The following is a 24,802-nucleotide window of genomic DNA, read 5'->3' as shown; positions in this document are numbered from 1 at the left end:
AGTCTCATGTTACTCATTCCAGCAATCGACCTGAAAGACGGTCAGTGTGTTCGCCTGAAGCAAGGCAATATGGACGATGCCACCATTTTCTCGGCAGATCCGGTCGAAATGGCCATGAAATGGGTTGAAAGTGGCGCGCGCCGCTTGCACCTGGTCGATTTGAATGGCGCGATTGCGGGCAAACCCGTGAACGAGGGTGTCATTATTGACATTCTGGATGCTGTGGGTGGTGCCATTCCGGTGCAGTTGGGTGGTGGTATTCGTGACCTCGATACGATTGAGCGTTACCTGGACGATGGCCTGAGCTACGTCATTATTGGTACGGCGGCCGTAAAGAATCCCGGTTTTCTCCACGATGCCTGCGGCGCATTTCCCGGCCAGATTATCGTTGGTCTGGATGCCAAGGAAGGCAAAGTGGCCACCGACGGCTGGAGCAAAATTTCCGGTCATGATGTGGTTGATCTGGCCAAGAAATATGAAGGCTATGGCGTAGAGGCCATCATTTACACCGACATTGGCCGTGACGGCATGTTGGGCGGTGTCAACATTGAAGCCACGGTTCGCCTGGCCAATGCCCTGACCATTCCGGTGATCGCCTCGGGTGGCATTACCAATCTGGACGATGTGAAGCAGCTGTGTGCGGTTGAGCACGAGGGTGTGATGGGTGCCATTTGTGGCCGCTCCATCTACGAAGGTACGCTTGATTTCGCCAAGGGCCAGTCCCTGGCCGATGAATTGAACGGAAAGTCCTACTAATGCTTGCAAGCCGTATCATTCCCTGCCTGGATGTAACCGCAGGTCGGGTGGTCAAAGGCGTCAACTTTGTGGAACTGCGCGATGCGGGTGACCCCGTAGAAATTGCTCGTCGTTACGATGAACAAGGCGCAGACGAACTGACCTTTCTGGACATCACGGCATCGTCCGATGACCGTGACCTGATTCTGCATGTGATAGAGGCGGTGGCCAGTCAGGTGTTTATTCCCTTGACTGTGGGCGGCGGTGTGCGCAAGGTGGAAGACGTGCGCAGGCTTCTAAACGCAGGTGCTGACAAAATCAGTATCAACACCTCGGCAGTCACCAATCCCGAATTGGTCGGTGAAGCTGCCACCAAGTATGGTTCCCAGTGCATTGTCGTGGCCATCGATGCCAAGGCGAAAAGCAATGGCGAGCCAGGCTGGGAGGTGTATACCCACGGCGGTCGAAAGCCCACGGGGCTTGATGCTGTTGAATGGGCGCGCAAAATGCAGGCCTTGGGTGCTGGCGAATTGCTGTTGACCAGCATGGACCGCGACGGTACCAAAATTGGTTTCAATCTGGAATTAACCCGAGCTGTGTCAGATGCCGTTTCCATTCCCGTGATCGCCAGCGGTGGTGTGGGCAATCTCGACCATTTGGTGGATGGTGTGATCAAAGGCAAAGCCAGCGCTGTGCTGGCAGCCAGCATATTTCACTACGGCGAGTACACCGTGCAGCAGGCCAAGGCCCACATGGCCAAGGCCGGCATTACAGTTCGCTTGTAAAGGAGCGTTCTCAATGAGCAAGGATGTCGTAATCACCGGGAACTGGCTGGACAGCGTCAGCTTTGATGACAAGGGCTTGGTGAACGTGGTTGCACAAGACCACATCAGCAAACGCGTGTTGATGGTCGCCTGGATGAACCGCGAGGCACTCGAAATTACAGCCAGCACTGGTTTTGCAACGTATTTTTCACGTTCGCGCGGTAAACTGTGGCACAAAGGTGAGGAATCGGGCAACCAGCAGAAGGTCAAGGAAATTCGCCTGGACTGTGATGGCGATGTGCTGGTGCTGATGGTGGAACAGGTAGGCGGTATTGCTTGCCACACAGGCCGTGAAAGCTGCTTTTACTATGCGCTGGAAGGTGTGCCGGGTGAAAAGCCCGGTTGGGTTGCCAAAGACCCTGTGCTGAAAAACCCTTCCGACATGTACGGCAAAAAATAAGGAATGAACACGCATGGCTGACCTTGAAAAAGCGTCTGGAGATTTGCTCGAGCGTTTGACGAAAGTTCTTGAAGAACGCAAGCAAGCCAGTCCTGAGCAATCTTATGTGGCCAAGTTGCACCACAAGGGGCAGGACGCGATCCTGAAAAAGATCGGTGAGGAGTCTTGCGAACTGGTGATGGCGTCTAAAGATCAAGACCCCGCCAAAGTGATCGCTGAAACAGCCGATTTGTGGTTCCACAGCCTGGTCTTGCTGGGTTGGCACGGTTTGACTGCTGCCGATGTGCTGGCCGAACTGGACCGTCGCATGGGTTTGTCTGGTTTGGTTGAGAAGGCCAATCGGCCCCAGTAAATTCACGCGAAAGGAACAAGAAATGTCAGACTGCATTTTCTGCAAAATTGTCGCTGGGGAAATCCCTAGCAGAAAAGTATACGAAGACGAGGATATCCTCGCGTTTCACGACATCAAGCCCGCTGCGCCAGTGCACTTTCTGATTATTCCGAAAAAGCACATTCCCACGCTGGCCGATGCCACCGAAGAAGACATTCCCGTGATGGGAAAAATAATGACCATTGCGGGTCAATTGGCCAGGCAAGAAGGGTGTCATGACGGTTTTAGAACCATCGTGAACACTGGAAGGGTAGGTTGCCAAGAGGTGTATCATGTTCATGTGCACATACTTGGTGGTGATAAACCATTGGGCGTTATGCTCGGCATGCCTGCCTTGTAACGCAACGAGACACGAAAAACATATCAGGAGTAAGTCATGGGTTCATTTAGCATTTGGCACTGGGTGATAGTGCTGGTCATCGTGATGTTGGTGTTTGGCACCAAGAAATTGCGCAACATCGGTTCCGATCTGGGTGGTGCAGTGAAAGGTTTCAAGGATGGCATGAAAGAGGGTGGTTCGGAAGGTGAGCAAAATGCCGCCAAATTGGCCGACGACAGCAGCAAGAAGTCGGACACGATCGACGTCGAAGCCAAAGAGAAATCTTCCAGTTAATTTCCCCTTTTTGCGGCGCGCAGCATGTTCGACATTGCTTTCTCGGAAATGCTTATCATCGCAGTGATCGCGCTGCTGGTGATAGGTCCTGAAAAACTGCCCAAGGTGGCCAAAACGGTTGGTCATTTGTTGGGCAAGGCCCAACGTTACGTCAGTGACGTGAAGTCCGAGATCAATCGGGAAATGGAAATCGACGAGTTGCGCAAGCTGCAGGCAGAAATGCAGACTGCTGCCCGTAAGGTTGAGGGTGACGTTCAAACCACCTTGCGAGACACTGAGGCGGATTTGAACAAATCCGTGAAATCAATCGAAGATGACATTGCGGAGCTTGAGAGTAGCAAGCCGGCCGCCGTGGCTACCGTCAATTCAAACACACAATCTCCGCCAAAGGCGGAAGAGCCAGCGCCAGCGCAACCCGTGGGGCCTGCCCCCAAGGTAGAGGCCAAATAACAAGGTGCATGGGTAATGAGTCAGCAAGAAAATTTTGTCAGTCACCTGGTCGAACTGCGCGATCGTTTGTTGCGCGCAGTGGTTGGTTTTTTGATTGTGTTTGTGGCCTTGATGGCCTACCCGGGCGCTGCCTACATTTTTGATTTGTTGGCCTTGCCCATTCAAAGCGCTCTGCCCGAAGGCACCAAGATGATTGCCACGGGCGTGATCACACCCTTCATGGTGCCCGTGAAATTGACTGCCATGGTGGCCTTTGTCATTTCTCTGCCCATCTTGTTGTATCAAGCCTGGGCCTTCATCGCGCCTGGTTTGTATCAACACGAGAAAAAAATGGCTTTGCCCATTATTTTTTCCAGCACAGTGCTGTTTCTCGTGGGCATTGCTTTTTGTCATTTCATTGTGTTTGGCAAGGTGTTTGCCTTCATCAACGATTTCGCCCCGCAAAGCATCACGCCAGCACCGGACATTGAAGCCTACATGAGCTTCGTGCTGACCATGTTCATGGCTTTCGGCATGACCTTCGAGGTGCCCATTGTGGTGGTGGTGTTGGTGTACCTGGGTGTGGTTACCGTAGAAAAACTGGTGGAAATTCGTGGGTATGTGATTGTGGCGGCTTTTGTAATTGCTGCCATCGTGACACCGCCCGATGTGATGTCACAGCTGTTTCTTGCCATTCCCATTTGTATTTTGTACGAGGTGGGTATTCTGTTTGCCAAAATTATCGGCAAACAACGTCAGCAAATTCTGGAATAAATCAGAGCATAAGCCAGGCGGGTTGGCCTTGATGATGTATCAAGGCCGTTTCAAAAAGTCACCAGGCTTTGGGCGCACGCCAATCTCAATCATGACGGTCTCGGTTTTGCCGTCGCGCAACAATTCCACTGATTTTTTGTCACCTGGTGCGTAAGCCGCAATCTGGTTCAACATCTGTGTGGTGTCAGTAATTTTTTTGTCGTCCAGCTTCAGCAGAATATCGCCCACTTTCAGGCCAGCCTTGTCCGCGGGGCCATCTTTCACAATACCCGCAATAATCACACCGTCTTTTTGCGGTAAATCAAATGCCGAGGCCAGTTCTTCGGTGATGTTTTGTTGCTCTACACCAATGTAACCGCGAGTCACCGTGCCGGTGCGCACAATCTGGTTCAACACCCCTTGAACGGTTTTGGCCGGGATGGCAAAGCCAATACCCAATGAGCCTCCCGAGCGACTGTAAATGGCCGTGTTGATCCCCAGCAGATTGCCTGCGGTATCCACAAGCGCTCCGCCGGAGTTGCCGGGGTTAATGGCTGCATCGGTTTGAATGAAGTTCTCGAACGTGTTAATGCCGACGTGGTTTCGACCCAGCGCACTCACAATGCCCATGGTCACGGTTTGGCCCACGCCGAAGGGGTTGCCCATGGCCAGCACCACATCGCCCACCCGCACTGTTTCATCGGCGGCAAATTTCAGGCTGGGTAGGTTATCGAGTTTGATTCGAAGCACGGCAAGATCGGTTTCAGGGTCAGTTCCCACCAGCTCAGCTTTGGTTGTTCTTCCGTCGTTCAGACTGACTTCAATTTCATCAGCTGCTTCAACCACGTGCTGGTTGGTCACAATCAAACCGTCGCTGTTCACAATGACGCCCGAGCCCAGGCTAGAGGCTTGCTCTTCTTGCTCAAACTGTTCCTCTAGTTCATCGCCGAAAAATTTACGAATTTCCGGGTCTTCGAAAAATGGGTGCTTGGGCAAGTTGTTTGCGCGTTTGCTGGTAAAAATATTCACCACGGCCGGCATGGCGGTGTCCACGGCATGGCGGTAGCCAGCCACACCTTCGGGCTGGGCTGTTTGATAAGCCGGCTTTTGCAGCCAGTTGGGTACCCACTCTGGGCGTAGTACTTCGGTGATGAAATACAATGCAAGAAGTACGGTTAAGGCCTGAGCAAAGGTCAGCCAGAGTTTTTTCAACATATCAAGAATGCAGGGGTGCGCCGTTGGCTTCAGTGGATCGGAATGTGCTGGAACATGATTTGCGGGAATTGCTGGATCAGGCTCGCATGTCAGATTATTGCCCAAATGGGCTGCAGTTGGAAGGCAGGCCCCGTATTCAACGGCTGTTGACGGGTGTCACCGCATCCAGGGCGCTGATTGAGCTGGCGGTTGAATTGAATGCCGATGCGATTTTGGTACACCATGGCCTGATGTGGAAAGGCGACCCCCAGGTGGTGACCGGGTTTCGAAAGGAGCGTCTGCAATTGGCACTTGGCCATGATTTGAACGTTTTTGCTTACCACTTGCCGCTGGACAAACACCCAGAGCTGGGCAACAACGCCCAATTGGGCAAAATGTTGGGTTGGCCCAGCACCCGTGTGGTGGGCGACAAGGGTTTGGTTCACTTGAGTGTGCTCTCGAAGCCTCAGCCTCTGAGTGAACTGGTTCAGCAGGTAAGCAGTGTATTGGGCCACCATGTTCAAGTGGAAGGGAACAGCGACCCTGAGCGCACGGTGACGACCGTGGCCTGGTGCACTGGCGGGGCACCCGGTTATGTGGAGGAGGCGGCTTTGCAGGGCGCCGATTTGTACTTGACTGGTGAGTTGTCCGAGCCTGCCGTGCATGTGGCCCGTGAATGCAATGTCAGCTTGCTGGGTGCCGGTCACCATGCCACGGAACGTTGCGGTGTAAAGGCCCTGGGCGAATGGATTGCACAACGCTATGGTATTGAAGTGATTTTCCGTGATTTGTTCGTTGCGGTTTAGATGTTTTCTAATGTATGGCCGCAAATGTTTCTGTCCACTCAGCATTTGATGGAAATTCTCCCCAAAACTGTTCCTTGTTTTAAGCTTGGTGGGGTACAATCTCCGGTTGCATGGATCACTGGATTTTACTTTCGGGGTTATTTTGATGAGCAATAATCAACCTGTAGACAAAGAACGTCGCGTATGGATGATCGCTTGCGGCGCAGCGGGTGGTGTAGCGGCTGCGGCAACTGGTGGCGCGTTTCTGACTTCAATGGCACCCTCCGAGCGCGCGAAAGCAGCCGGTGCGCCAGTTGAGCTTGATATTTCTGGCATGCAGCCAGGCGACATGAAAACTGTCGAATGGCGTGGAAAGCCAGTTTGGGTTGTTCGTCGCGACCCAGCCGTGGTGGAAGCACTGCCAAAGCTGGATGACCAGTTGGCTGACCCGAATTCCGAGCGCAGCCCCGACCAGTTGACCCCCGAGTACGCACGCAATCCCCACCGCTCCATCAAGCCAGAATATCTGGTTGCAGTGGGCATTTGCTCTCACTTGGGCTGCTCGCCTTCCGCCCGTTTTGAACCCGGTCCCCAGCCAAGCCTGCCCGATGACTGGCAAGGCGGCTTCTTCTGCCCTTGTCACGGTTCAACGTTTGATCTGGCTGGCCGCGTTTACGCTGGAAAACCTGCACCGGACAACCTGGAAGTGCCACCCCACAAATATTTGTCAGACACCAAGTTGTTGATCGGTGTAGACGAGAACAACGCCTGACATCTGAGAGCGAGGAGTAGTAATTATGGCGGCAGACAAAAAAGTCGAAACAACAGGCGTGTTGGGCTGGATTGACCAGCGTTTCCCCCTGACCTCGACCTACAAAGCGCATTTGTCCGAGTACTATGCGCCCAAAAACTTCAACTTCTGGTACTTTTTTGGCTCACTGGCCTTGCTGGTGTTGGTCATCCAGATAGTGACCGGTATTTTCCTGGTCATGCACTACAAACCAGATGCGGCAAAAGCTTTCCAGTCCGTTGAGTACATCATGCGCGATGTACCGTGGGGCTGGCTGGTGCGTTACATGCATTCCACCGGCGCTTCCATGTTCTTCGTGGTGGTTTACCTGCACATGATGCGTGGCCTGTTGTATGGTTCTTATCGCAAGCCCCGTGAGCTGATCTGGATTTTTGGTGTTGCAATTTTCCTGTGTCTGATGGCTGAGGCTTTCTTTGGTTACTTGTTGCCATGGGGCCAAATGAGCTACTGGGGTGCACAGGTGATCGTGAACCTGTTCTCTGCAATTCCGGTGATTGGTCCTGATCTGGCCATCTGGATTCGCGGTGACTATGTGGTTTCCGATGCCACCCTGAACCGTTTCTTCTCCTTCCACGTGATCGCCATTCCACTGGTGTTGCTGGGTCTGGTGGCTGCGCACTTGGTGGCTTTGCACGAAGTGGGTTCCAACAATCCTGACGGCGTTGAAATCAAGGAAAAGAAGGATGCCAACGGCAAGCCTCTGGACGGCATTCCTTTCCACCCTTACTACACCGTGCATGACATTTTGGGTGTGGGCGTGTTCCTGATGGTGTTTTCTGCCATTGTGTTTTTCGCGCCTGAAATGGGTGGTTACTTCCTGGAATACAACAACTTCATTCCAGCTGACCCGTTGAAAACACCAGCGCACATCGCTCCCGTTTGGTACTTCACACCGTTCTATTCCATTCTTCGTGCCATCACATTCCCGTTCCTGGGTCTGGATGCGAAGTTCTGGGGTGTAGTGGCCATGGGTGGCGCGGTTGTTATCCTGTTCTTCCTGCCATGGCTGGACAAGAGCAAGGTGAAGTCGATCCGTTATCGCCCAGCGCTGCACAAGTGGATATACGCGGTGTTCGTAATCAACTTCATCGTGTTGGGCTATCTGGGTGTGAAGCCACCATCAGACATTGGCCAAATCGTTTCCCAGATTGGTACCCTGTACTACTTCCTGTTCTTCCTGGCGATGCCTTGGTGGTCAAAGCTGGGCACCTTCAAGCCTGTGCCTGACCGTGTTGTGTTTCAACCGCACTAAGCATGCGCACCAAGCTGACTGGACGACGAACTGGAGAAGATAGGATTAAATGATGAAAAAACTACTGGCTTTGTTGGCGCTTGTTCCCTCACTGGTTTTCGGTGCGGGCAGTAATTACCCACTGGACACAGCGCCTGACTTGACGAACGACCTGGCCGCGCTTCAACGCGGTGCCAAGTTGTTTTCCAATTACTGTTTGAATTGCCACTCTGCTGAAAGCATGCGTTACAACCGCTTGCGCGACATTGGTTTGACCGATGAGCAGATCAAGGAAAACCTGATGTTTGCCACCGACAACGTGGGCGACACCATGAATATTTCGATGGATCCAAAAGATGCCAAGAAATGGTTTGGTGCTGCACCGCCTGACCTGTCGCTGATTGCACGTTCACGTGCTTCTGCGAATGGTCCTGGTGCTGATTACATTTACACCTACCTGCGTACTTATTACCGTGACCCCTCCAAGCCAACTGGCTGGAACAACATGGCCTTCCCAAACGTGGGCATGCCCCATGTGTTGTGGGAACTACAGGGTGAGCAAGTAGCCAAGTACGAAGAAGTGCCTGCCGGTTATGGCAAGGAAGGTACGGTTCAGCAGTTTGTTGGCTTTGAGTTGACCAAGCCAGGCACCATGACCCAGGTGGAATACGATCAGGCCATGGCCGATCTCACCAGTTTCCTGGTGTTCATGGCAGAGCCGGTGCGCGAAGACCGCTTCAAGTTGGGCGTAATCGTGTTGTTGTTCTTTGGCGTGTTTACCATTTTTGCGTGGCGCTTGAACGCTGCTTACTGGAAAGACATCAAGTAAGCTTTTTGGCTTAATCATGTACAGGCTGGGGTGTTTGCTCGCCCCGGCCATTTTTTGTTTTGGGATGACAACATTATGATGGTTCTTTACTCTGGAACAACCTGCCCGTTTTCTCAGCGTTGCCGGTTTGTTTTGCATGAAAAAGGCATGGATTTCGAGATCAAGGACATTGACTTGTTCAATCGGCCTGATGACATCAGTGTGATGAACCCCTACAGCCAGGTGCCAATTCTGGTTGAACGCGATTTGATTTTGTACGAGTCAAATATTATCAACGAGTACATTGATGAGCGTTTTCCTCATCCCCAATTGATGCCAGCAGACCCGGTGATGCGTGCACGTACTCGCTTGTTCCTGTTCAATTTTGAGCGTGAACTGTTTCAACATGTGAGCGTGTTGGAAAAAGCAGGTAACCCCAAGGCCATGGACAAAGCCAAGTCGGCAATTCGTGAGCAGCTCACCCAACTGGCCCCGGTGTTTGTGAAAAGCAAATACATGCTGGGCGAAGAGTTCTCGATGCTTGATGTTGCTTTGGCACCCTTGCTGTGGCGTTTGGAGCACTATGGTATTGAACTGCCCAAGTCTGCTGCGCCATTGATGAAGTATGCCGAACGTATTTTCGCGAAGCCTGCATTTATTGATGCATTGACACCTTCAGAAAAGGTAATGCGTCGTTAATTGGATACTCACTGAGTAGCCATCCGGACACGTCGAGGAAAAAGCAGTGACTGAAGTATCTACAAAGCCTTATTTGATTCGAGCCATTCACGAATGGTGTGTCGACAATGGCTACACGCCTTACCTCGCCGTGGCTGTGAATGAGAAAACTCAAGTGCCGAAAGAATTTGTAAAAGCCGGGGAGATTGTGCTGAACACGTCTCCCTTGGCCACCAACAAATTAAGCCTTGGCAATACGGCGATTGAATTTGAAGCCCGATTTGGCGGGATAGTTCGCGAAATTTTTGTGCCAATTGAACAAATCAGTGCGATTTATGCGCGTGAGAATGGGCATGGCATGGCTTTTGAAGTATCGAAGCCATTGGCAGAAATTGAGGGTGACGGAAACGAGGCGGTGCAATTCATTCTTGATGAAGAGGATGAGCCCGTTTCAACCGATCCTGATGACAAGCCAGCTGGGTTACGTTCAGTTTCGGGCGCCTCTGATGACCCGCAGCCTTTGTCTGTGGCTAAATCAGATAAATCTGATGAAAAAACACCAAAAAAACCCGGGCAGAAGAAAAAAAATCATCTGACTCGAGTAAAATAGCGCTTCTCTTAAGTGCCGCTTTAGCTCAGTTGGTAGAGCAACCGCCTTGTAAGCGGTAGGTCGTCAGTTCGAATCCGACAAGCGGCACCATTCTTCTCCCGGTTTCTCGGGAAATCATCCAAATTTTTTCTGTCGAACACGCGAGATGCGTCTTGCGCTGGCGTCTATTGCCAATTCGACGTGGGTTGCTTGTGTCGCACTTGCTGGCGAATTGAGAGCTGAACTTGAAGGGTCACCGCTGCCCGAAAACTTGGCATTTCGGCTTGTCGACTTGAGCCTGCACTAAGCCAAGCCCTCCAAAAGTAACGGTCGGGTCTTGGCTTTCGCGCCAGGGCGCGATCGTTGGTCTCTGCGCGCCAAGCCGGCAAGTTTTCTGACTGGTCATCGTGTGACCCATTGCAAGTTCAGCTCCCCGCACTCCCGTGCAGCGCTTCGCCACCTCCGAGCGACTCACGGCGGTGTTCAATGGTCAATCTGCACTGGCGAATCTCCCTCACCACGCAACTCACGGCTGATTTCATCGCCCAATCGGCGACGGTGTTTCGATCGCCTCGCCTTCAAGAAAACCTGCCCTTGCGTGCCGAGCAGGGCCGGTGTTGCCCAGCATGGGCGACAGAGAACGGACCCGACCCGCTTTTTTGGAGGGCCGTTCTCAGGCATCGCGAGGCTCAGCAAGGGGAGTACAGGTTTTCTGGCGAGAGATTGAAACCCAAGCCAATTGGGCGATTAAGAGGTTGCGAGAGATCTGGACCCACGCCAATTGCGCTCAAACCCTTTACACTGTGCGCATTGTATTCACCGCAGCAACCCACAGCGATGCCCAAACCCAAAAGAAACCCCCTAGATACACTTGAGCTAAAGCCAGGTCAGTCAATCGAATTGTTGAAGGCGTTGCACATCGTGACGCGAGAAGGTGGCATTAACCAGGACAGCCGAAGGAAGTTGAAGCAGGTGTACCACTTGACCCAATTTATTGAACCGTTGATTGATGAGGTGCGCAAAGCCAATGACGGCGGTTTGTACTTGGTGGATCATGGTGCAGGCAAGTCGTATCTTGGGTTTATTTTGTACGACCTCTACTTGAAACAAAACCCTGATGGGGCTGTAGTGGCAGGCGTGGAAACCCGACAGGAGTTGGTGGACAAGTCGAATACCCTGGCGAAACAGCTTGGTTTTGATGCGGGTATGCAGTTTATTAATTTGCCGGTGGCGCAGGCCACGGAGCACCCTGATTTGCCTGAAACTGTCGATATTGTCACTGCGCTGCATGCGTGTAACACGGCCACTGACGATGCGATTTCATTTGGCTTGAAAAAACAGGCGAAGTTCATGGCTTTGGTGCCGTGTTGCCAGGCTGAGGTGGCTACGCACTTGCGCAAGAGCAAAGCCAGCCAGCTGGGTAAAAGCAGTTTGGTGGAAATGTGGCGCCATCCACTTCATACCCGTGAATTTGGGAGCCAGCTAACGAATGTGTTGCGTTGCCTGCAACTGGAGGCGCATGGTTACCAGGTGACTGTGACTGAGTTGGTGGGTTGGGAGCATTCGATGAAAAATGAGTTGATTATTGCGAAGAAGCACCAGCGATCGAACCCAAAGGCCGCGCAGCGATTACGCGACATGTTGGTGGAGTTAGGGCTGGATGGTGAAGAGGGCTTGCAGCAGCGCTTTCACGTGCCAGCCTAGATCCCTGAAGCGGACAGGGCTGGCTCGAGGCGTTGAATAAGCACCCACAAGATGGTGCGGGCAAAGCGCAATCAGTTAGCTGTTGCTTTTGAGCCCCTGCCATTCATTGCGCTGTACATTGGGTAGTCCCAGCAGTTGCAGGGCGTGCTGGGCGGTGTCGGTGACCATGGCATCGATGCTGGCAGGGCGCTGGTATAGCGCGGGCACTGGTGGCATCACAATGCCACCCATTTCTGTCACGCTGACCATGTTGCGAAGATGAGCCAAATTCAGCGGAGTTTCTCGAGGCAGCAACACCAGGCGGCGTCGCTCTTTCAGCACCACATCGGCTGCACGGGTGATCAGGTTATTTGACAATCCATGTGCCACAGCAGCCAAGGTGTGCATGGAGCAGGGCGCAATGACCATGCCCATGGAGGGATAAGAACCACTGGCAATGCAGTTGCCCACTTGTTTGGGCGAGTGCACCACATGGGCTTTCGCTTCAATTTCTTCCTTGCTCAGGTCGCATTCACTGGCAAGGGTGAGCCAGCCTGAAGACGACACCACCAGGTGAATTTCCGTGTCGCCGCGAGCACGCAGCAAGTCGAGAATTTTCAAACCGTACAAAGCACCGCTGGCACCGGTAATGGCAACAGTGATGGACTGTTTGAATTGGGGGGGAAGGGTGCTGCTCAAGATGGGGTGCCTGGAAGTGGCCGCAGGGCGATTGGTGCGGCCGGTTTCATGATTTACTCAGACTTGGTCGACGCATTGGCAGCGGCAATCAGTGCCTGCAATTCGCCACTTTGGTACATCTCGGTCATGATGTCACAGCCGCCCAAAAATTCGCCATTCACATAGAGTTGTGGAATGGTGGGCCAGTTGGCGTATTCTTTGATGCCTTGGCGAATTTCGGGGTCGTCCAGCACGTTCACTGTGACTACTTTTTCAGCTTCGCAGGCTTTCAGGATTTGAATGGCGCGACCAGAAAACCCGCACATGGGGAACTGGGCTGTTCCTTTCATGAACAAAACCACGGGGTGGCTGGTGACGGTTTCGTGAATGGAATCGCGAGCGCTCATAAAAACTTCCTTTCAATTGGATGAATTGCTACAACCCTGTAGTGTAATGGATGTGGGTATAAAACGCTCGTTTTCAATGCCTAGATGTGGGCAAACACGAAGCGCGGGGTACCGGCCAGGTCGGGCAGGCCTTGAACATGCACATAGGGCGCCTTTGAAAACAGGGCTTTCACGGCTGCCTGTTGAAGGTGGCCGTGTTCAACCAGCACGCCACCACCTGCGCGCAACAGGCTTGGGCTGTGTTGGGCAATTTCACGGTAAAAGCGCAGGCCATCGCCGCCATCCGTCAAGGCTTGTTGGGGCTCGAAACGCAGATCGCCTTGTGAAAGATGTTCGTCCCCCAGTTCAATGTAGGGCGGGTTGCTGCAAATGAGGTCGAATGCCAAGGGTGGTGTTTGGTTCAGCAAATTCTCGAAGAGATCAGATTGAACGAAACGGATATTTTTCGCACCCAGCTCATTGGCGTTGAATTGGGCAACCCACAGGGCGTCAGCTGAAATATCGCTGGCGGTTACCTCAAGTATCGGGTTTTCAAGCGCCAGTGACACCGCAATGGCACCACTGCCGCAACCGATATCGAGCACTCGGGTCAGCAGATTTTCAGTCGATTTGCTTTGCAAAAAACCAAGGGCATGTTCTACCAGTTCTTCGGTTTCCGGGCGGGGTATCAGCACCCGGGAGTCGACAAAAAACGGGCGTGAATAGAATTCCTTTTGTTGTACCAAATAAGCAATGGGTTCGCCTTGCTGCCTTTTGGCGGCCAATGATTTGAACGCGCTGAGTTGGTCCATGGGCAGTTCCCGGTTGCCCTTTGTCACCAGATTGACCCGGTCAAACCCGGTGATGTGGGTCATCAGGATACGCAGCTCGCTGGGCGCAAGCCCGGTTTCTTCGCGTGTTTGCTGCAACACCGATTCAATGGTGGGTTTGGGCAGTGTGCTCATTCTTTGGCGGTGATTTCGGCCAGCAGTTCAGCTTCGTGAAATGCAGTCAGGCCGTTCATCAGGTCGTTTAAGTCGCCGTCCATGATGTAGTCGAGTTTGTACAGGGTCAAGTTGATTCGGTGGTCGGTCATCCGCCCTTGCGGGAAGTTGTAGGTGCGTATGCGCTCGGACCGGTCGCCGGAGCCCACCAGGCTGCGGCGTTCGCTGGCTTCAGCGGCTTGGCGTTCGCGGTCAATTTTGTCCTGAAGGCGAACATTCAACACCTTCATGGCCTTGGCTTTGTTTTTGTGCTGGCTGCGTTCGTCCTGGCACTCCACTACCAGGCCTGTGGGCAAGTGGGTAATTCGCACAGCGGAATCGGTTTTGTTGATGTGCTGGCCACCCGCACCACTGGCGCGGTAGGTGTCGATTCGCAAATCAGCGGGGTTGATTTCAACGGTTTCTGCCTCGTCGGGTTCGGCCATCACAGCCACAGTGCAGGCGGAGGTGTGAATACGCCCTTGTGATTCGGTGGCGGGCACGCGCTGAACACGGTGGCCTCCTGATTCAAACTTCAGGTGCTTGTATACATTGTCACCGGCAAGGCGAATGATCACTTCTTTGTAGCCACCCAGTTCCGATTCACTGGCGCTCATGACCTCGATTTGCCAACCCTGGCGTTCGGCGTAGCGGGTGTACATGCGAAACAGGTCGCCTGCGAACAATGCAGATTCATCGCCGCCGGTGCCTGCGCGAATTTCAAGCATGGCATTGCGGTGATCATTGGGGTCTTTGGGCAGCAGCAGGCGTTGAAGGTCGGCTTCGAGTTGCGCAAGTTTCGCTTCGTTTTGTGCAATTTCTTCGCGGGCCATGTCGCGCATGTCGGGGTCGGAAAGCCATTCCTGCGCGGTGTTCAGGTCGGCTTCAATGCTTTGATATTCAGCAAAGCGTTCAGTGGCGGGCAGTAATTCAGAGCGCTCACGCGTGATGGCCTTGAACTGCGCCATGTCGTTGGCGGCGTTTTGGGACGACAAGAATTCTTCAAGGTCGGCAAGGCGCTCGGCAAGGCGCGTTAGCCGGTTCCGCATGCTGTCTTTCATCTATTTGTCGGTGTTTTTAATGTTGAATAGCTGAGGTAGCCACTTTAACAGGGCTTCCCGTTCGGCCGGGCTTGCGTGGTGAAGCGCTTGCATGGGGCCGTGCATGAATTTTGCGCTCATGCGGTGGGCCATCAGCTGTAGTACGTCGTCGGCGGGTGTGCCTTTGGCCAGTTGCTTGCGGGCGTGATCAAGTTCAAGCTGGGCAATGTCGTCGGCTTTCTGGTGAATTTCCTGAATGGTGGGGACCAGCGAACGTTCGCTCATCCAGCGCATGAAGCCTTGCACTTGCGATTCAATAATGGCCTCGGCTTGTTCCACGGCGGCGGCGCGTTGCTCACGGCCTTCCTGCACAATTTGGCTAAGGTCATCAACCGAATATAGGAATACGTCGTCGAGCTTGCTGACTTGCGCTTCTATGTCGCGGGGTACCGCAAGGTCGAGCATGAAAATGGGTTCGTGCTTGCGTTTCTTGCAGGCAGCTTCAACCATGCCTAAACCAATGATGGGCAGTGTACTGGCCGTGCATGAAATCACAATGTCGGATTTTGCGAGTTGCTCGGGCACCTGCGCCAGGCCGATGACGCTGGCGCCATGGGTTTGAGCCAATTGGTTGGCGCGATCTGCGCTGCGGTTGGCAATGGTGATGCTTTTCGGGTTTTGCGCGGCGAAGTGCGTGGCGCATAGCTGGATCATTTCACCGGCACCAATAAACAGTACATGGCGCTTGCTGAGGTCTCCAAAAATTCGGCTGGCCAGTTTCACGGCGGCTGACGCCATTGAAACTGAGTGGGCGCCGATTTCTGTGTGCGAGCGCACTTCTTTGGCGACCGAGAAGGTGCGCTGAAACAGCTGATGCAACATTTGACCCAGCGTACCTGCTTCTTCAGCGGTGCGGGCGGCTTGCTTCATTTGGCCCAGAATTTGGGCTTCGCCCAGCACCATGGAATCCAGCCCGCTGGCCACGCGGAATGCATGACGTACCACTTCCTGTTGGGGAAGAATGTACAGGTGGGGGCCTAGTTCGGTGGTTGGAATGTTGCGGTTGACTGCCAGCCATTCAAGCAAGTCGGTTTTGAGCTGCTCAATATTGCTGGCTGCGCAATATACTTCTGTGCGGTTGCAGGTTGAGAGAATGGCTGCTTCAGGGGCTTGTACGCGCTGCGCCAGCGCACGCAGGGCCTCTTGCAATTGCTCGGCCGGAAACGCCAAACGCTCGCGAAGTGCGAGCGGTGCGGATTGATAATTCAGGCCGACTGCGAAAAGCTCCATAATACCTACTGGGCGGAAAACCCTTCATTATAACCCGCTATGGCGGATACGCCCTCAATCGTTCTCGGCGAGTTGGCGTTTGATTTTTGCCAGATCTGTGGATTTGCCTTCATGGTCCACCTGTTCCAGTTTGTAACCAAAGCCATACACAGGGGTTAAACGGAAGCCTTGCTCTGGCCGCAAAGCCAGCTTGGAGCGTACGCGGGAGATGTGGGTGTCCATGGTTCGCGAGGGCAAATCGGTGTCGCGTCCCCACACGCTTTCCTGAATGTGTGACCGTGACAGGGGCTTGCCCAGGTTGCGAAACAGCAAAAGGGCCAAATCAAATTCTTTCTGGGTCATGACCACGCGTTTGGTGTGTCGTACGATGGTGGAGAACTTGGGGTGAAATTCCAGGTCGGTGATTTCAAACACCTCCGGAGCTGTTAATTCGGGATACGCGCGACGCAGCAGTGCATTGACACGGGCGATCAGTTCGCCACGACGTATGGGCTTGATCATGTAGTCGTCAGCACCGGCATTCAGCGCTTCGACAATGTTTTCTTCGTCGGTTTTTGAAGTGATGAACAACACGGGCACTTTGATGTGCAGGGTTTCACGAATCCAGTGCATCACCTTGGGGCCAGAGCTGTCGGGCAATACCCAATCGAGCAGTACCAAATCAAAGCTGTCGCGGTACAGGGCGGTTTGAAAGCTTTTGAATGTGGCAAAGCAATGGCATTTGTGGTTAACCGATTCAAGCACCCAGCGCAGCATTTCGCTTTGTGTCAGGTCGTCTTCAAGAATGGCGATGCGCATGGGTGTGGCTCCTGTTTCGGAATTTTTGTTACCACAATGTTAATTTGTGTGTTGACAGTTTAATCCTTTAAACAGGGCAGGAAACACAATGTTGCTTTTTTGTTAAATTGAAGTGTTGTTCAATTTATCAATCATGGGGCTTGGTTGTTTTCCTGCTCCAGTTTCATGGCATGTGTGGCGTGCGCGCCTGCAAAAATAACAGCCACAATGCGAAGCGCTTTGTCGTAGATGGCCTGCCGCTGATCGGGTTTCTCGACGTACTCAACTGCCATGAAGAGCACATTTTGAGCAAGCACTTCCAGTACCTCGATCATTTCTTCTTTGGGCAAACCGGGTAGCAGGGCGGCAATGCGGTTGTCGCTGCAAATGTCTTCACTGATCGCCCGAATGGTTTTTTTCAGACCGTCGCGCATGCGTTCCAGGGCACCGAAAGCCTCGGAGGCACCCACCACGACTGGTTTTGGATTCTCGGCCGCCCAGTCAAAAAACCGTTTGACTAGCATGGGGCGAATGTCGAGGTCGGCCTCTTTGGCAGTACTGATTCGAACCTCGGTGAAGGCGTCGAGCACTGCTTTTTCTACTTCGAGAATAACTGCGGTGCCAAGGTCGGCCAGGTCTTCAAAGTGCCTGTAAAACGCGGGCGCAGACAGTTTCGCTTCGCGCGTTATTTCGCGAATGCCGAGGCTGGAGAAACTTCGCCGGTGATAGCTCAGGTTCAATGCAGCTTCAATAAGCCGGGTGCGGCCGTGGATGGTTGATGCGTTGGTGGTCATAAGCCAACGATTATAGCGAAAACCCGAACATCTGTTATGAATCCTTGATTTGGAAGTTTTATCCAAATTTAGGGCGATGGGTATTGACGAGTATGTTTACAATTGTTAACATGATTTTCATCGGGATAGACCTTGCCCTTCCAATAACAATTATTGGGCATTCATCAATGGGAGACCACCTATGTTGCATTACCTTAAATTCACCACTTTTCCGCTGATTGCCATTGGTGTGATGCACGCCATGATGCAGGGCGGGGCATGGATGTACACCGGCATTGCTGCTTTGGTGCTTGTTGTGGCATTGGGCGATGTTTTGCTGCCTGATGATCGCAGTGAGCCCCGCATGGAAGGCGAGTTTTTTCTGAACCTGATGCTGTGGCTGACTTTGCCCATTTTGATGTGGGTAACACTTTGCTTTACCTGGGCGGTGGCCCCTGTGGATGTTTTGGGCATTGATGCTTTTATGTTGAACACATTTGGCTATGACCGCCTTCAGTTGCAAGCGGATACCACCTGGTACCAATGGTTTGTGGGTGCTGTGGCTGGTGCGTTTTTGTTTGGTGCTGGTGGCACCAACGTGGGCCATGAACTGACCCACCGCACCTACAGCATGCGCGACATGATTTTGGGTCGCTGGATGCTGGCGTTTACTTGTGATGCTTCTTTTGCGATTGAGCATGTGTATGGGCATCACAAAAACCTGGGTACCCCAGCCGATCCTGCCACTGCACAGCGCGGTGAGAATGTGTATGGCTTTGTGTTGAAAAGCACCATTGGCGGTTACAAGTCGGCCTGGAAGCTGGAGAAGCAGCGCTTGGCCAAGTTCAACCAGTCAGTCTGGAACCCAATCCACAGTCGCATGATGCGTGGCAATTTGATGAGCTTGAGCTTGTTTGCTGCTTCGTTCTACATTGGTGGCTGGGCGGGTGTGGTGATGTTCTGGATCATGAGTGCGGGTGGTAAAACCTTGCTTGAAATCGTGAACTACATGGAGCATTACGGCATTGTTCGTCGTCCGGAAGACAAGGTGGAACCTCGCCACAGCTGGAACACGAATGCTTCGGTGTCGACTGCTTTGTTGTACGCGCTGACCCGCCACTCGCACCACCATGCTGAGGCAGATCAGGAATACTGGAACCTGCGCAGCTATCGCCATGCACCCATGCTGCCAACTGGCTATTTGGGCACTATTTTGCTGGCCCTGGTGCCCCCGCTTTACAAGAAGGTGATGACGCCTTTGTTGAACCATTGGGATGAAACCTTTGCCACGCCGGAAGAGAAAAAACTGGCGATTGAGGCCAGCGTGAAGAGCGGCATGAAAGGTTTGAAATCTGCCCAGTTGGGGCAGCAGACTGGCCAACAATTGAATCGCGCTGCTGCGTAAAGGGAGATAACCATGAAATTGCTTGAATGGTTTGGATTGCAGGGTGGCGCAGCGGCTGGCAAAAAAGGCAAGGTAACGCACAAGGTGAGTGTGGCCCCGGGTGGGCAAAGCTTCGAGGTGGAGAAAGGCCGCAAAGTCATTTTGAATTCGGCCTTGTCCGCTGGTTTGGGTTTTCCGCACAATTGCCGAGTGGGCAGTTGCACCCAATGCAAGTGCAAACTGAAAAGCGGCAAAGTGCGCGAACTGACTGATTCAAGTTATGTGCTGAGCGCCGAGGACTTGAAAGCCGGGATGATTCTGGCCTGTCAGTCAATTCCGGAAACCGACCTTGAAATTGAAGTGGAATTAACCTCTGGCGGTGACCGCTTGGTGGAAACCCGCGGAACAATCGTGGGTCAAAAAGATTTGACACACGACATTGTGGAATTGCGTGTGGCGCTGGATGACCCCATGCCATTCAAGGCGGGTCAATATGCTGAAATTCGACTTGAAGAATTCAGCTTGTCGCGCAACTACAGTTTTGCGATGGCACCCAAAGGCCAGGAAGCCGATGAACTTGTTTTCCATGTTCGAAAGGTGCCCGGCGGCAAGTTCACTGAATGGCTGTTTGCTGCCAACCGGCGAGAAACCCGGCTGAGCATGAGCGGGCCGTTTGGTGATTTTTATTTGCGCCCAGCTGAGGGTGAGAAGCCAGCGCCGATTGTGTGTGTTGCCGGTGGCAGTGGCATGGCGCCTATTTTGAGTTTGCTGGAGCAGGCCAAGTGGGCTGGCGAAACTCGAGACGCAGTTTATCTGTTTGGTGCCCGTACCCAGCGCGACTTGTATGCCGATGAGGAAATAGGTCGAATTCAGCAAGGCTGGCGAGGCTCACTGAACTTCAAGCAGGTGTTGTCAGAGGAACCCGCCAATTCAAGCTGGAACGGTGCGCGTGGCTACGTGACAGATGAGCTGGACAAGCTAGAGTTGGATTGGCCGCAGGTTCAGGCCTACTTGTGTGGGCCGCCCGCGATGATTGATGCAGCAATTGCCAAGTTTTCGAAGTTGGGTGTGAAGGCTGAGAACATTCGTTACGACAAATTTGAATGAGTGGCACAGGTTATTGGTGATTCGCTTGGATTGAATAAAAAAAGGCCACCCTCGGTGGCCTTTTTTATGTCAGAAACTCTTACTCAGATTGGCAAGTTGCCTGTGACGGCGTCCAGTGGCAATGAATCTGCAGGGTTGGGTGCTGAGCCGATTGGGAGGGACCCCAAGGCATCAAACAAGGGATCGGAAATCACCGACAAGGGGGTGCCTCCGAGTGCATCGGCCAAGGGGTCGAGTACAGCATCCAGTGGCGTGCCAGTGGTTCCTTCGTCTACGGGATCTGTTGGTTCTTCGGGTTCTTCCGGGTTGTCGACTGGATCTTCAGGGTCTTCCGGATTCTCCGGATCTTCGGGATTTTCGCTTTCGTCGGGATTCTCGGGATCGTCAACAGGTTCTGTTGTTTCATCGCCGTTGTCCACGCGTACATCGGTAAAGGCTGAACCTTCTACGTTGGTGTCGTCGCCAGATGAGGCGGCAAGTGCAGCCACACCCACGCCGCCACCGATCGCAGTGGCAATTCCGCTGGCCCCACCGGCAGTGCCGGCGGAAAGCAGACCTGCACCAACCAGTCCACTAAAGCCTGTGCCGGCATCAGCGAGCAAGATGGCACCATCAGTGCCTTCACTGACCGCAAAAAGTTCAACGCCTTCTGTCAAGGAGGTCACTTCAATCATGCCGCCTTCGGCGGCTGAGTTTGTGGCGATTTGAGCAGCTGATTCCGGCGCCAAGGTCACCAGTGAGTCGGCTTGGCCGGCGGCCTGCCCTGGTAGTTCAATGTCCACGGCGACCAGATCTTTGTTCTGTAAAACATCGCCGGCCAAAATTGCATCGCCTTGACGCAAGGTGAGTTGCTCGCCTTGGCGCTGAACCAATAGCTTGTCGGTTTTTGAGGCAATGGTGCCGATTTGAGGTGCCGTGCTCATAAGGTGATATCCGTTGGGTTGTCGGTAAAGTTATTATTTTTACTGCACTGAACCGGGATTTGGATTCAAATAAAAAACCCCTCCGAGGAGGGGTTTTTCTTGGGTCATTGCAGATTATGCAGTGGGCAGACCAGGGATTGTTGGCAGATCGTCTGCACCGGGCAGTGAGCCCAATGGAGAGCCTGTGCCACCCAACAGATCTGTCAGTGCAGACGGATCCGTCGGGATAGGCAGACCTGCGTCACCGCCCGGGATTCCGCCAGCCAGCAGGCCGTCCAGTGCAGCAGCACCAGTGATGATGCCATCTTCAATTGGCTGACCAATGGTTGGGATCATCTCGATTGGAGCAACGTCCACGAACTGCTGGGCTGCGCTTTCAATCGGACCGGCTTCTGGATTAGGTGCTGGTGTCTCGCCACCGGTGTCACCGCCAGGCAAGCCTGGGATTTCTGGCAAACCGCCACCAGCCAAGTCGGCCAATGGAGCCAATACTGCATCCAGAGGTGTTCCGGTTGGGCCTTCGCCTGGTTCGCCTTCGCCACCACCAGGCAAGCCTGGGAGTGCAGGTGCGCCGGGGATTCCGCCAGCCAGCAGGCCGTCCAGTGCAGCAGCACCAGTGATGATGCCATCTTCAATTGGCTGACCAATGGTTGGGATCATCTCGATTGGAGCAACGTCCACGAACTGCTGGGCTGCGCTTTCAATCGGACCGGCTTCTGGATTAGGTGCTGGTGTCTCGCCACCGGTGTCACCGCCAGGCAAACCTGGGATTTCTGGCAAACCGCCGCCAGCCAAGTCGGCCAATGGAGCCAATACTGCATCTAGAGGTGTTCCGGTTGGGCCTTCGCCTGGTTCGCCTTCGTCACCGCCAGGCAAACCTGGGATTTCTGGCAAACCGCCACCAGCCAAGTCGGCCAATGGAGCCAATACTGCATCCAGAGGTGTTCCGGTTGGGCCTTCGCCTGGTTCGCCTTCGTCACCGCCAGGCAAGCCTGGGAGTGCAGGTGCGCCGGGGATACCACCGGCCAGCAGGCCGTCCAGTGTCATGGCGCCAGTGATGATGCCATCTTCAATTGGCTGACCAATTGCCGGAATCATCTCGATCGGCGCTGCATCCACAAATTGGCGAGCGGCGCTTTCGATCGGACCAGCTGTTGGGTTCGGTTCTTCTGGCTCTTCGCCGTCGTCACCACCACCCATGTCTGGAAGACCACCCGAACGTAGTGCTTCAACCAAAGGCTCGGTCACCGCCTCAAGAGGTGTGTTGGTGCCGATGTCTTCGATCACACCTGCCAAGTTCTCAGCAAAAACAGCGGGGTCCGCATTTTCCATCAACGCGTCTGTCAGGGGTGATAGTGGTGTTTCTGGAATGCCACCTTCACCGCCGCCAGGCAAGCCCGGCAGTGATGGAGCACCGCCGCCAATTGCTTCAGCGATCGGATCAAGGATCACGTCCAGTGGAGTGCCAGTTGTGCCGCCTTCTCCGGGTTCCTCACCTTCACCGGGTTCGCCGCCGTCATCTTCTGCGCGCTCGCCACCGAGCAGGTTGCCCACAGTTTCAACCAGTGGTTCACCTGGGCCCGCCGTTGCGGCATTGTCGGTTATTTGCTCGCCTAGAAGAGCCACACCACCGGCGAGTCCGCCTGTGAGTTGCTCAGGAAGCTGTCCACCCGTTGGGTCTTCACCGCCTGCAACTACAAAGGCCAGGCCACTTGTCAGTGGTGCCAAAGGAGCGAATGCGCCGTTCGGGTTGGTCAGGTCAGTCAGACCTTCAGCCACATCTTGCAAGGTACCAGGTACGCCGGGTGAGCCGGTGTTGTCTTCCTTGGTGCCTACGACTGGAGCCAAGATGCCCGCAGTCAATGGGCTCAATGGGCTCTCGTCTGATGCGAGGACGTTACCAGCTTTCGTCAAGCCTTTGGCTACGCCGTCCACTTCCCCTTTGTTTCTAGCACGTGGGTTAGCTGCTGCTGCCGAAATTACACCTTCCTGCGCGGCGGGCTCGTTCTCGCTGTAGCCCAAAGTTTGCGCCAAGGGATCAACAAGTGGATCCAGTGGTGTTGGCTCTGCGCCTTCAGCCAAACCTTGAGAAAGGTTGCTTACCGTACCGGCAAGGCCTTCCTGCTCGTTGGTGTAGCCTTCTTGCGGTTGGCCCACTGTTTCAGCCAGCAGGTTGGCGACGCCGGTGGGGTCTTGGTCAGACACACCCGCGATGCCATCCGATACTGTGGCAAGACCATCAGCCACCGCGCCTGTCACGGCAGTGATTGGCGCAAGCGGAGTTTGTTCCAAGCCATCGTTCAGTGACTCGATACCGCCGATCAGGCCAGAGGTGTCGCCTTCTGCATCGCTGTCGGAGTCAGAATCGCTGTCGGAGTCAGAATCGCTGTCGGAGTCAGAATCGCTGTCGGAGTCAGAATCGCTGTCGGAGTCGGAATCGCTGTCGGAGTCGGAATCGCTGTCGGAGTCAGAATCGCTGTCGGAGTCGGAATCGCTGTCGGAGTCAGAATCGCTGTCGGAGTCGGAATCGCTGTCGGAGTCGGAATCGCTGTCGGAGTCGGAATCGCTGTCGGAGTCAGAATCGCTGTCGGAGTCGGAATCGCTGTCAGAGTCGGAATCAGAATCGCTGTCAGAGTCGGAATCGCTGTCGGAGTCGGAATCGCTGTCGGAGTCGGAATCGCTGTCGTCGCTTGGGTCAACTGTAGTTACTGTGTCGTCACCGTCGTCGCTTAGCGCGATTGCACCGAGGGCGGCGCCACCAATAGCTGCGCCTACACCGGCGCCAGCGCTACCGCCGGCCAACAGACCGGCACCAACCAAGCCTGACATTGTCCCTTCGTATGGGGTCAGGATTGCTGAACTGACATCATTGTCAATGTCGTACAACTCCACGCCTTCGCTCAGCGCGACAACCTCTGTTCGGGTTGCACCATCCGCAACGGTGGAAGTAATCTGTTCCAGCTTGGCTGACGCGTTGGGTGCAAGTTGCAGCAGCGTGTCACCATGTCCGGCGGACACCGCAGGCATTAATACTTCTACGGTCTGGGTGCCAGTGTTGGTTACAACGTCATTCCACTTCAAGGCATCGCCCTGACTTAGCTCAACGATCTTGCCGCCGCGTTCTACCTGAAGACCGGCTGGCGATTTAATTATTCCCACGTCGGGGTTGGCGTTTTCCATGATTCACATTTCCTTGGGGCTAGAGAGTTTCGTAGGCAAATCCACTGCTATAAGCGTTTTACTCACAGCCGATTCAATCGGATTCAGGAAAATACAAATATCTGCATGATTAATTTTCGTTCGCCGGGAAAGACAAATACAATTGTTAAATAGAAATTAAATAATTGAGAATTGATTGTTTATTGGCGATGGTTCTGTGGTTGTTTATTGCAATAATTGGTCCAATGTATTGCCTTGGTTTGCAGTTGCTGGATGTCAAATTCATGTCATATAACAGAGATTTTTTTCCTTGCGCTTGTCTCCTTGGGGGACCCATTTTGGTGGGGGGTTCCCCGTAAATATTCGGATGAGAGATTG

Annotated in this window: 27 protein-coding genes and 1 tRNA gene; 18 read left to right on the top strand and 10 right to left on the bottom strand. The window is 53.7% G+C overall.

Going from position 1 to position 24,802, the window contains the following annotated elements:
* The first annotated feature begins 6 nt into the window (after positions 1-6).
* Genes hisA through tatC form a run of 8 tightly spaced genes read left to right on the top strand, consistent with a single transcriptional unit; the run spans position 7 to position 4,166 of the window.
* A complete protein-coding gene (gene hisA / locus HKT17_RS13530; protein WP_008247894.1) occupies positions 7-756 on the top strand; it encodes a 1-(5-phosphoribosyl)-5-[(5-phosphoribosylamino)methylideneamino]imidazole-4-carboxamide isomerase in 750 nt (249 codons plus the stop codon).
* Positions 756-1,520: an imidazole glycerol phosphate synthase subunit HisF gene (hisF, locus tag HKT17_RS13525; RefSeq protein WP_008247896.1), complete on the top strand. Its 765-nt coding sequence runs from the start codon at positions 756-758 to the stop codon at positions 1,518-1,520. Before hisA ends, hisF begins: the two co-directional genes overlap by 1 nt.
* 13 nt (positions 1,521-1,533) lie before the next feature.
* Entirely contained in the window at positions 1,534-1,959 is a 426-nt protein-coding gene (gene hisI, locus HKT17_RS13520; RefSeq protein WP_008247898.1) for a phosphoribosyl-AMP cyclohydrolase, read from the top strand.
* A gap of 13 nt (positions 1,960-1,972) precedes the next feature.
* Positions 1,973-2,311 carry a phosphoribosyl-ATP diphosphatase gene (locus HKT17_RS13515; RefSeq protein WP_008247900.1) on the top strand — a complete coding sequence of 113 codons (339 nt, stop codon included), beginning with the start codon at positions 1,973-1,975 and terminating at the stop codon, positions 2,309-2,311.
* Between the two features lie 22 nt (positions 2,312-2,333).
* Positions 2,334-2,690 carry a histidine triad nucleotide-binding protein gene (locus HKT17_RS13510; protein ID WP_171100739.1) on the top strand — a complete coding sequence of 119 codons (357 nt, stop codon included), beginning with the start codon at positions 2,334-2,336 and terminating at the stop codon, positions 2,688-2,690.
* A gap of 36 nt (positions 2,691-2,726) precedes the next feature.
* Positions 2,727-2,963 (top strand): Sec-independent protein translocase subunit TatA, encoded by a 237-nt coding sequence (gene tatA / locus HKT17_RS13505; protein WP_105027370.1) that lies wholly within the window; start codon positions 2,727-2,729, stop codon positions 2,961-2,963.
* A 24-nt stretch (positions 2,964-2,987) separates the two neighbouring features.
* The gene (gene tatB, locus HKT17_RS13500) at positions 2,988-3,413 is read left to right on the top strand and encodes a Sec-independent protein translocase protein TatB (RefSeq protein ID WP_105027369.1); all 426 of its coding nucleotides are present in this window, start codon (positions 2,988-2,990) and stop codon (positions 3,411-3,413) included.
* Between the two features lie 15 nt (positions 3,414-3,428).
* A complete protein-coding gene (gene tatC, locus HKT17_RS13495; RefSeq protein ID WP_171100737.1) occupies positions 3,429-4,166 on the top strand; it encodes a twin-arginine translocase subunit TatC in 738 nt (245 codons plus the stop codon).
* Positions 4,167-4,205: 39 nt separating this feature from the next.
* On the opposite strand, the gene HKT17_RS13490 is transcribed toward tatC, so the two are convergent.
* Positions 4,206-5,360 carry a S1C family serine protease gene (locus tag HKT17_RS13490; RefSeq protein ID WP_105027368.1) on the bottom strand — a complete coding sequence of 385 codons (1,155 nt, stop codon included), beginning with the start codon at positions 5,358-5,360 and terminating at the stop codon, positions 4,206-4,208.
* A gap of 32 nt (positions 5,361-5,392) precedes the next feature.
* Here HKT17_RS13490 and HKT17_RS13485 point away from each other — a divergent pair, with 32 nt between their 5' ends.
* From HKT17_RS13485 to HKT17_RS13450, 8 genes are all read left to right on the top strand, one after another.
* Positions 5,393-6,145 carry a Nif3-like dinuclear metal center hexameric protein gene (locus HKT17_RS13485; RefSeq protein ID WP_171101541.1) on the top strand — a complete coding sequence of 251 codons (753 nt, stop codon included), beginning with the start codon at positions 5,393-5,395 and terminating at the stop codon, positions 6,143-6,145.
* A 145-nt stretch (positions 6,146-6,290) separates the two neighbouring features.
* Entirely contained in the window at positions 6,291-6,896 is a 606-nt protein-coding gene (gene petA, locus HKT17_RS13480) for a ubiquinol-cytochrome c reductase iron-sulfur subunit (RefSeq protein ID WP_105027367.1), read from the top strand.
* Positions 6,897-6,921: 25 nt separating this feature from the next.
* On the top strand, positions 6,922-8,187 hold the full coding sequence (locus HKT17_RS13475; protein WP_105027366.1) for a cytochrome b: 1,266 nt from the start codon (positions 6,922-6,924) through the stop codon (positions 8,185-8,187).
* Between the two features lie 52 nt (positions 8,188-8,239).
* The gene (locus HKT17_RS13470) at positions 8,240-8,995 is read left to right on the top strand and encodes a cytochrome c1 (protein ID WP_105029705.1); all 756 of its coding nucleotides are present in this window, start codon (positions 8,240-8,242) and stop codon (positions 8,993-8,995) included.
* A 75-nt stretch (positions 8,996-9,070) separates the two neighbouring features.
* The gene (locus tag HKT17_RS13465) at positions 9,071-9,673 is read left to right on the top strand and encodes a glutathione S-transferase N-terminal domain-containing protein (RefSeq protein WP_105029704.1); all 603 of its coding nucleotides are present in this window, start codon (positions 9,071-9,073) and stop codon (positions 9,671-9,673) included.
* Between the two features lie 46 nt (positions 9,674-9,719).
* Positions 9,720-10,262 carry a ClpXP protease specificity-enhancing factor gene (locus HKT17_RS13460; RefSeq protein ID WP_171100735.1) on the top strand — a complete coding sequence of 181 codons (543 nt, stop codon included), beginning with the start codon at positions 9,720-9,722 and terminating at the stop codon, positions 10,260-10,262.
* 14 nt (positions 10,263-10,276) lie between these two features.
* Positions 10,277-10,352 (top strand) — tRNA-Thr (locus tag HKT17_RS13455).
* 726 nt (positions 10,353-11,078) lie between these two features.
* Complete coding sequence (locus tag HKT17_RS13450) at positions 11,079-11,945, top strand: class I SAM-dependent methyltransferase (RefSeq protein WP_171100733.1); 867 nt, start codon at positions 11,079-11,081, stop codon at positions 11,943-11,945.
* A 75-nt stretch (positions 11,946-12,020) separates the two neighbouring features.
* On the opposite strand, the gene HKT17_RS13445 is transcribed toward HKT17_RS13450, so the two are convergent.
* From HKT17_RS13445 to HKT17_RS13415, 7 genes are all read right to left on the bottom strand, one after another.
* Positions 12,021-12,623: a UbiX family flavin prenyltransferase gene (locus HKT17_RS13445; RefSeq protein ID WP_171100732.1), complete on the bottom strand. Its 603-nt coding sequence runs from the start codon at positions 12,621-12,623 to the stop codon at positions 12,021-12,023.
* A gap of 53 nt (positions 12,624-12,676) precedes the next feature.
* A complete protein-coding gene (grxD, locus tag HKT17_RS13440) occupies positions 12,677-13,009 on the bottom strand; it encodes a Grx4 family monothiol glutaredoxin (protein ID WP_105027362.1) in 333 nt (110 codons plus the stop codon).
* Between the two features lie 80 nt (positions 13,010-13,089).
* Entirely contained in the window at positions 13,090-13,953 is an 864-nt protein-coding gene (gene prmC / locus HKT17_RS13435) for a peptide chain release factor N(5)-glutamine methyltransferase (protein WP_171100730.1), read from the bottom strand.
* The gene (prfA, locus tag HKT17_RS13430; RefSeq protein WP_171100727.1) at positions 13,950-15,032 is read right to left on the bottom strand and encodes a peptide chain release factor 1; all 1,083 of its coding nucleotides are present in this window, start codon (positions 15,030-15,032) and stop codon (positions 13,950-13,952) included. The genes prmC and prfA overlap by 4 nt, the downstream gene beginning before the upstream one ends.
* A complete protein-coding gene (hemA, locus tag HKT17_RS13425) occupies positions 15,033-16,301 on the bottom strand; it encodes a glutamyl-tRNA reductase (RefSeq protein WP_105027359.1) in 1,269 nt (422 codons plus the stop codon).
* 54 nt (positions 16,302-16,355) lie between these two features.
* Positions 16,356-17,099 (bottom strand): response regulator transcription factor, encoded by a 744-nt coding sequence (locus HKT17_RS13420; RefSeq protein WP_105027358.1) that lies wholly within the window; start codon positions 17,097-17,099, stop codon positions 16,356-16,358.
* Positions 17,100-17,230: 131 nt separating this feature from the next.
* Positions 17,231-17,872 (bottom strand): TetR/AcrR family transcriptional regulator, encoded by a 642-nt coding sequence (locus HKT17_RS13415; protein WP_105027357.1) that lies wholly within the window; start codon positions 17,870-17,872, stop codon positions 17,231-17,233.
* 181 nt (positions 17,873-18,053) lie between these two features.
* On the opposite strand from HKT17_RS13415, the gene HKT17_RS13410 reads away from it, so the two are divergent.
* Together HKT17_RS13410 and HKT17_RS13405 are read left to right on the top strand one after the other, a co-directional pair.
* The gene (locus HKT17_RS13410; protein ID WP_171100725.1) at positions 18,054-19,256 is read left to right on the top strand and encodes an alkane 1-monooxygenase; all 1,203 of its coding nucleotides are present in this window, start codon (positions 18,054-18,056) and stop codon (positions 19,254-19,256) included.
* A gap of 12 nt (positions 19,257-19,268) precedes the next feature.
* The gene (locus HKT17_RS13405; protein WP_171100724.1) at positions 19,269-20,342 is read left to right on the top strand and encodes a 2Fe-2S iron-sulfur cluster-binding protein; all 1,074 of its coding nucleotides are present in this window, start codon (positions 19,269-19,271) and stop codon (positions 20,340-20,342) included.
* Between the two features lie 83 nt (positions 20,343-20,425).
* Here the strand turns inward: HKT17_RS13405 and HKT17_RS13400 are convergent, their stop codons facing one another.
* Entirely contained in the window at positions 20,426-21,265 is an 840-nt protein-coding gene (locus HKT17_RS13400; RefSeq protein ID WP_105027354.1) for a hypothetical protein, read from the bottom strand.
* Between the two features lie 114 nt (positions 21,266-21,379).
* Entirely contained in the window at positions 21,380-24,445 is a 3,066-nt protein-coding gene (locus HKT17_RS15550; protein ID WP_205882437.1) for a hypothetical protein, read from the bottom strand.
* Between the last annotated feature and the right edge of the window lie 357 nt (positions 24,446-24,802).

Source organism: Limnobacter sp. SAORIC-580, from assembly GCF_013004065.1.
GTDB lineage: Bacteria > Pseudomonadota > Gammaproteobacteria > Burkholderiales > Burkholderiaceae_B > Limnobacter > Limnobacter profundi.
Note: the sequence above shows the minus strand (reverse complement) of the source record. Positions and strands in the feature narration are given on the sequence as shown.

Excerpts from the sequence above, each read along its gene's own strand:
- hisA (WP_008247894.1), top strand. The coding sequence starts at position 7 with ATGTTACTCATTCCAGCAATCGACCTGAAAGACGGTCAGTGTGTTCGC.
- tatC (WP_171100737.1), top strand. The coding sequence starts at position 3,429 with ATGAGTCAGCAAGAAAATTTTGTCAGTCACCTGGTCGAACTGCGCGAT.
- tatB (WP_105027369.1), top strand. The coding sequence starts at position 2,988 with ATGTTCGACATTGCTTTCTCGGAAATGCTTATCATCGCAGTGATCGCG.
- HKT17_RS13405 (WP_171100724.1), top strand. The coding sequence starts at position 19,269 with ATGAAATTGCTTGAATGGTTTGGATTGCAGGGTGGCGCAGCGGCTGGC.
- HKT17_RS13450 (WP_171100733.1), top strand. The coding sequence starts at position 11,079 with ATGCCCAAACCCAAAAGAAACCCCCTAGATACACTTGAGCTAAAGCCA.
- HKT17_RS13415 (WP_105027357.1), bottom strand. The coding sequence starts at position 17,872 with ATGACCACCAACGCATCAACCATCCACGGCCGCACCCGGCTTATTGAA.
- hemA (WP_105027359.1), bottom strand. The coding sequence starts at position 16,301 with ATGGAGCTTTTCGCAGTCGGCCTGAATTATCAATCCGCACCGCTCGCA.
- prfA (WP_171100727.1), bottom strand. The coding sequence starts at position 15,032 with ATGAAAGACAGCATGCGGAACCGGCTAACGCGCCTTGCCGAGCGCCTT.
- HKT17_RS13490 (WP_105027368.1), bottom strand. The coding sequence starts at position 5,360 with ATGTTGAAAAAACTCTGGCTGACCTTTGCTCAGGCCTTAACCGTACTT.
- prmC (WP_171100730.1), bottom strand. The coding sequence starts at position 13,953 with ATGAGCACACTGCCCAAACCCACCATTGAATCGGTGTTGCAGCAAACA.
- HKT17_RS13515 (WP_008247900.1), top strand. The coding sequence starts at position 1,973 with ATGGCTGACCTTGAAAAAGCGTCTGGAGATTTGCTCGAGCGTTTGACG.
- HKT17_RS13420 (WP_105027358.1), bottom strand. The coding sequence starts at position 17,099 with ATGCGCATCGCCATTCTTGAAGACGACCTGACACAAAGCGAAATGCTG.
- hisI (WP_008247898.1), top strand. The coding sequence starts at position 1,534 with ATGAGCAAGGATGTCGTAATCACCGGGAACTGGCTGGACAGCGTCAGC.
- HKT17_RS13510 (WP_171100739.1), top strand. The coding sequence starts at position 2,334 with ATGTCAGACTGCATTTTCTGCAAAATTGTCGCTGGGGAAATCCCTAGC.
- HKT17_RS13400 (WP_105027354.1), bottom strand. The coding sequence starts at position 21,265 with ATGAGCACGGCACCTCAAATCGGCACCATTGCCTCAAAAACCGACAAG.
- HKT17_RS13410 (WP_171100725.1), top strand. The coding sequence starts at position 18,054 with ATGTTGCATTACCTTAAATTCACCACTTTTCCGCTGATTGCCATTGGT.
- HKT17_RS13475 (WP_105027366.1), top strand. The coding sequence starts at position 6,922 with ATGGCGGCAGACAAAAAAGTCGAAACAACAGGCGTGTTGGGCTGGATT.
- petA (WP_105027367.1), top strand. The coding sequence starts at position 6,291 with ATGAGCAATAATCAACCTGTAGACAAAGAACGTCGCGTATGGATGATC.
- HKT17_RS13470 (WP_105029705.1), top strand. The coding sequence starts at position 8,240 with ATGAAAAAACTACTGGCTTTGTTGGCGCTTGTTCCCTCACTGGTTTTC.
- HKT17_RS15550 (WP_205882437.1), bottom strand. The coding sequence starts at position 24,445 with ATGGAAAACGCCAACCCCGACGTGGGAATAATTAAATCGCCAGCCGGT.
- tatA (WP_105027370.1), top strand. The coding sequence starts at position 2,727 with ATGGGTTCATTTAGCATTTGGCACTGGGTGATAGTGCTGGTCATCGTG.
- HKT17_RS13465 (WP_105029704.1), top strand. The coding sequence starts at position 9,071 with ATGATGGTTCTTTACTCTGGAACAACCTGCCCGTTTTCTCAGCGTTGC.
- hisF (WP_008247896.1), top strand. The coding sequence starts at position 756 with ATGCTTGCAAGCCGTATCATTCCCTGCCTGGATGTAACCGCAGGTCGG.
- grxD (WP_105027362.1), bottom strand. The coding sequence starts at position 13,009 with ATGAGCGCTCGCGATTCCATTCACGAAACCGTCACCAGCCACCCCGTG.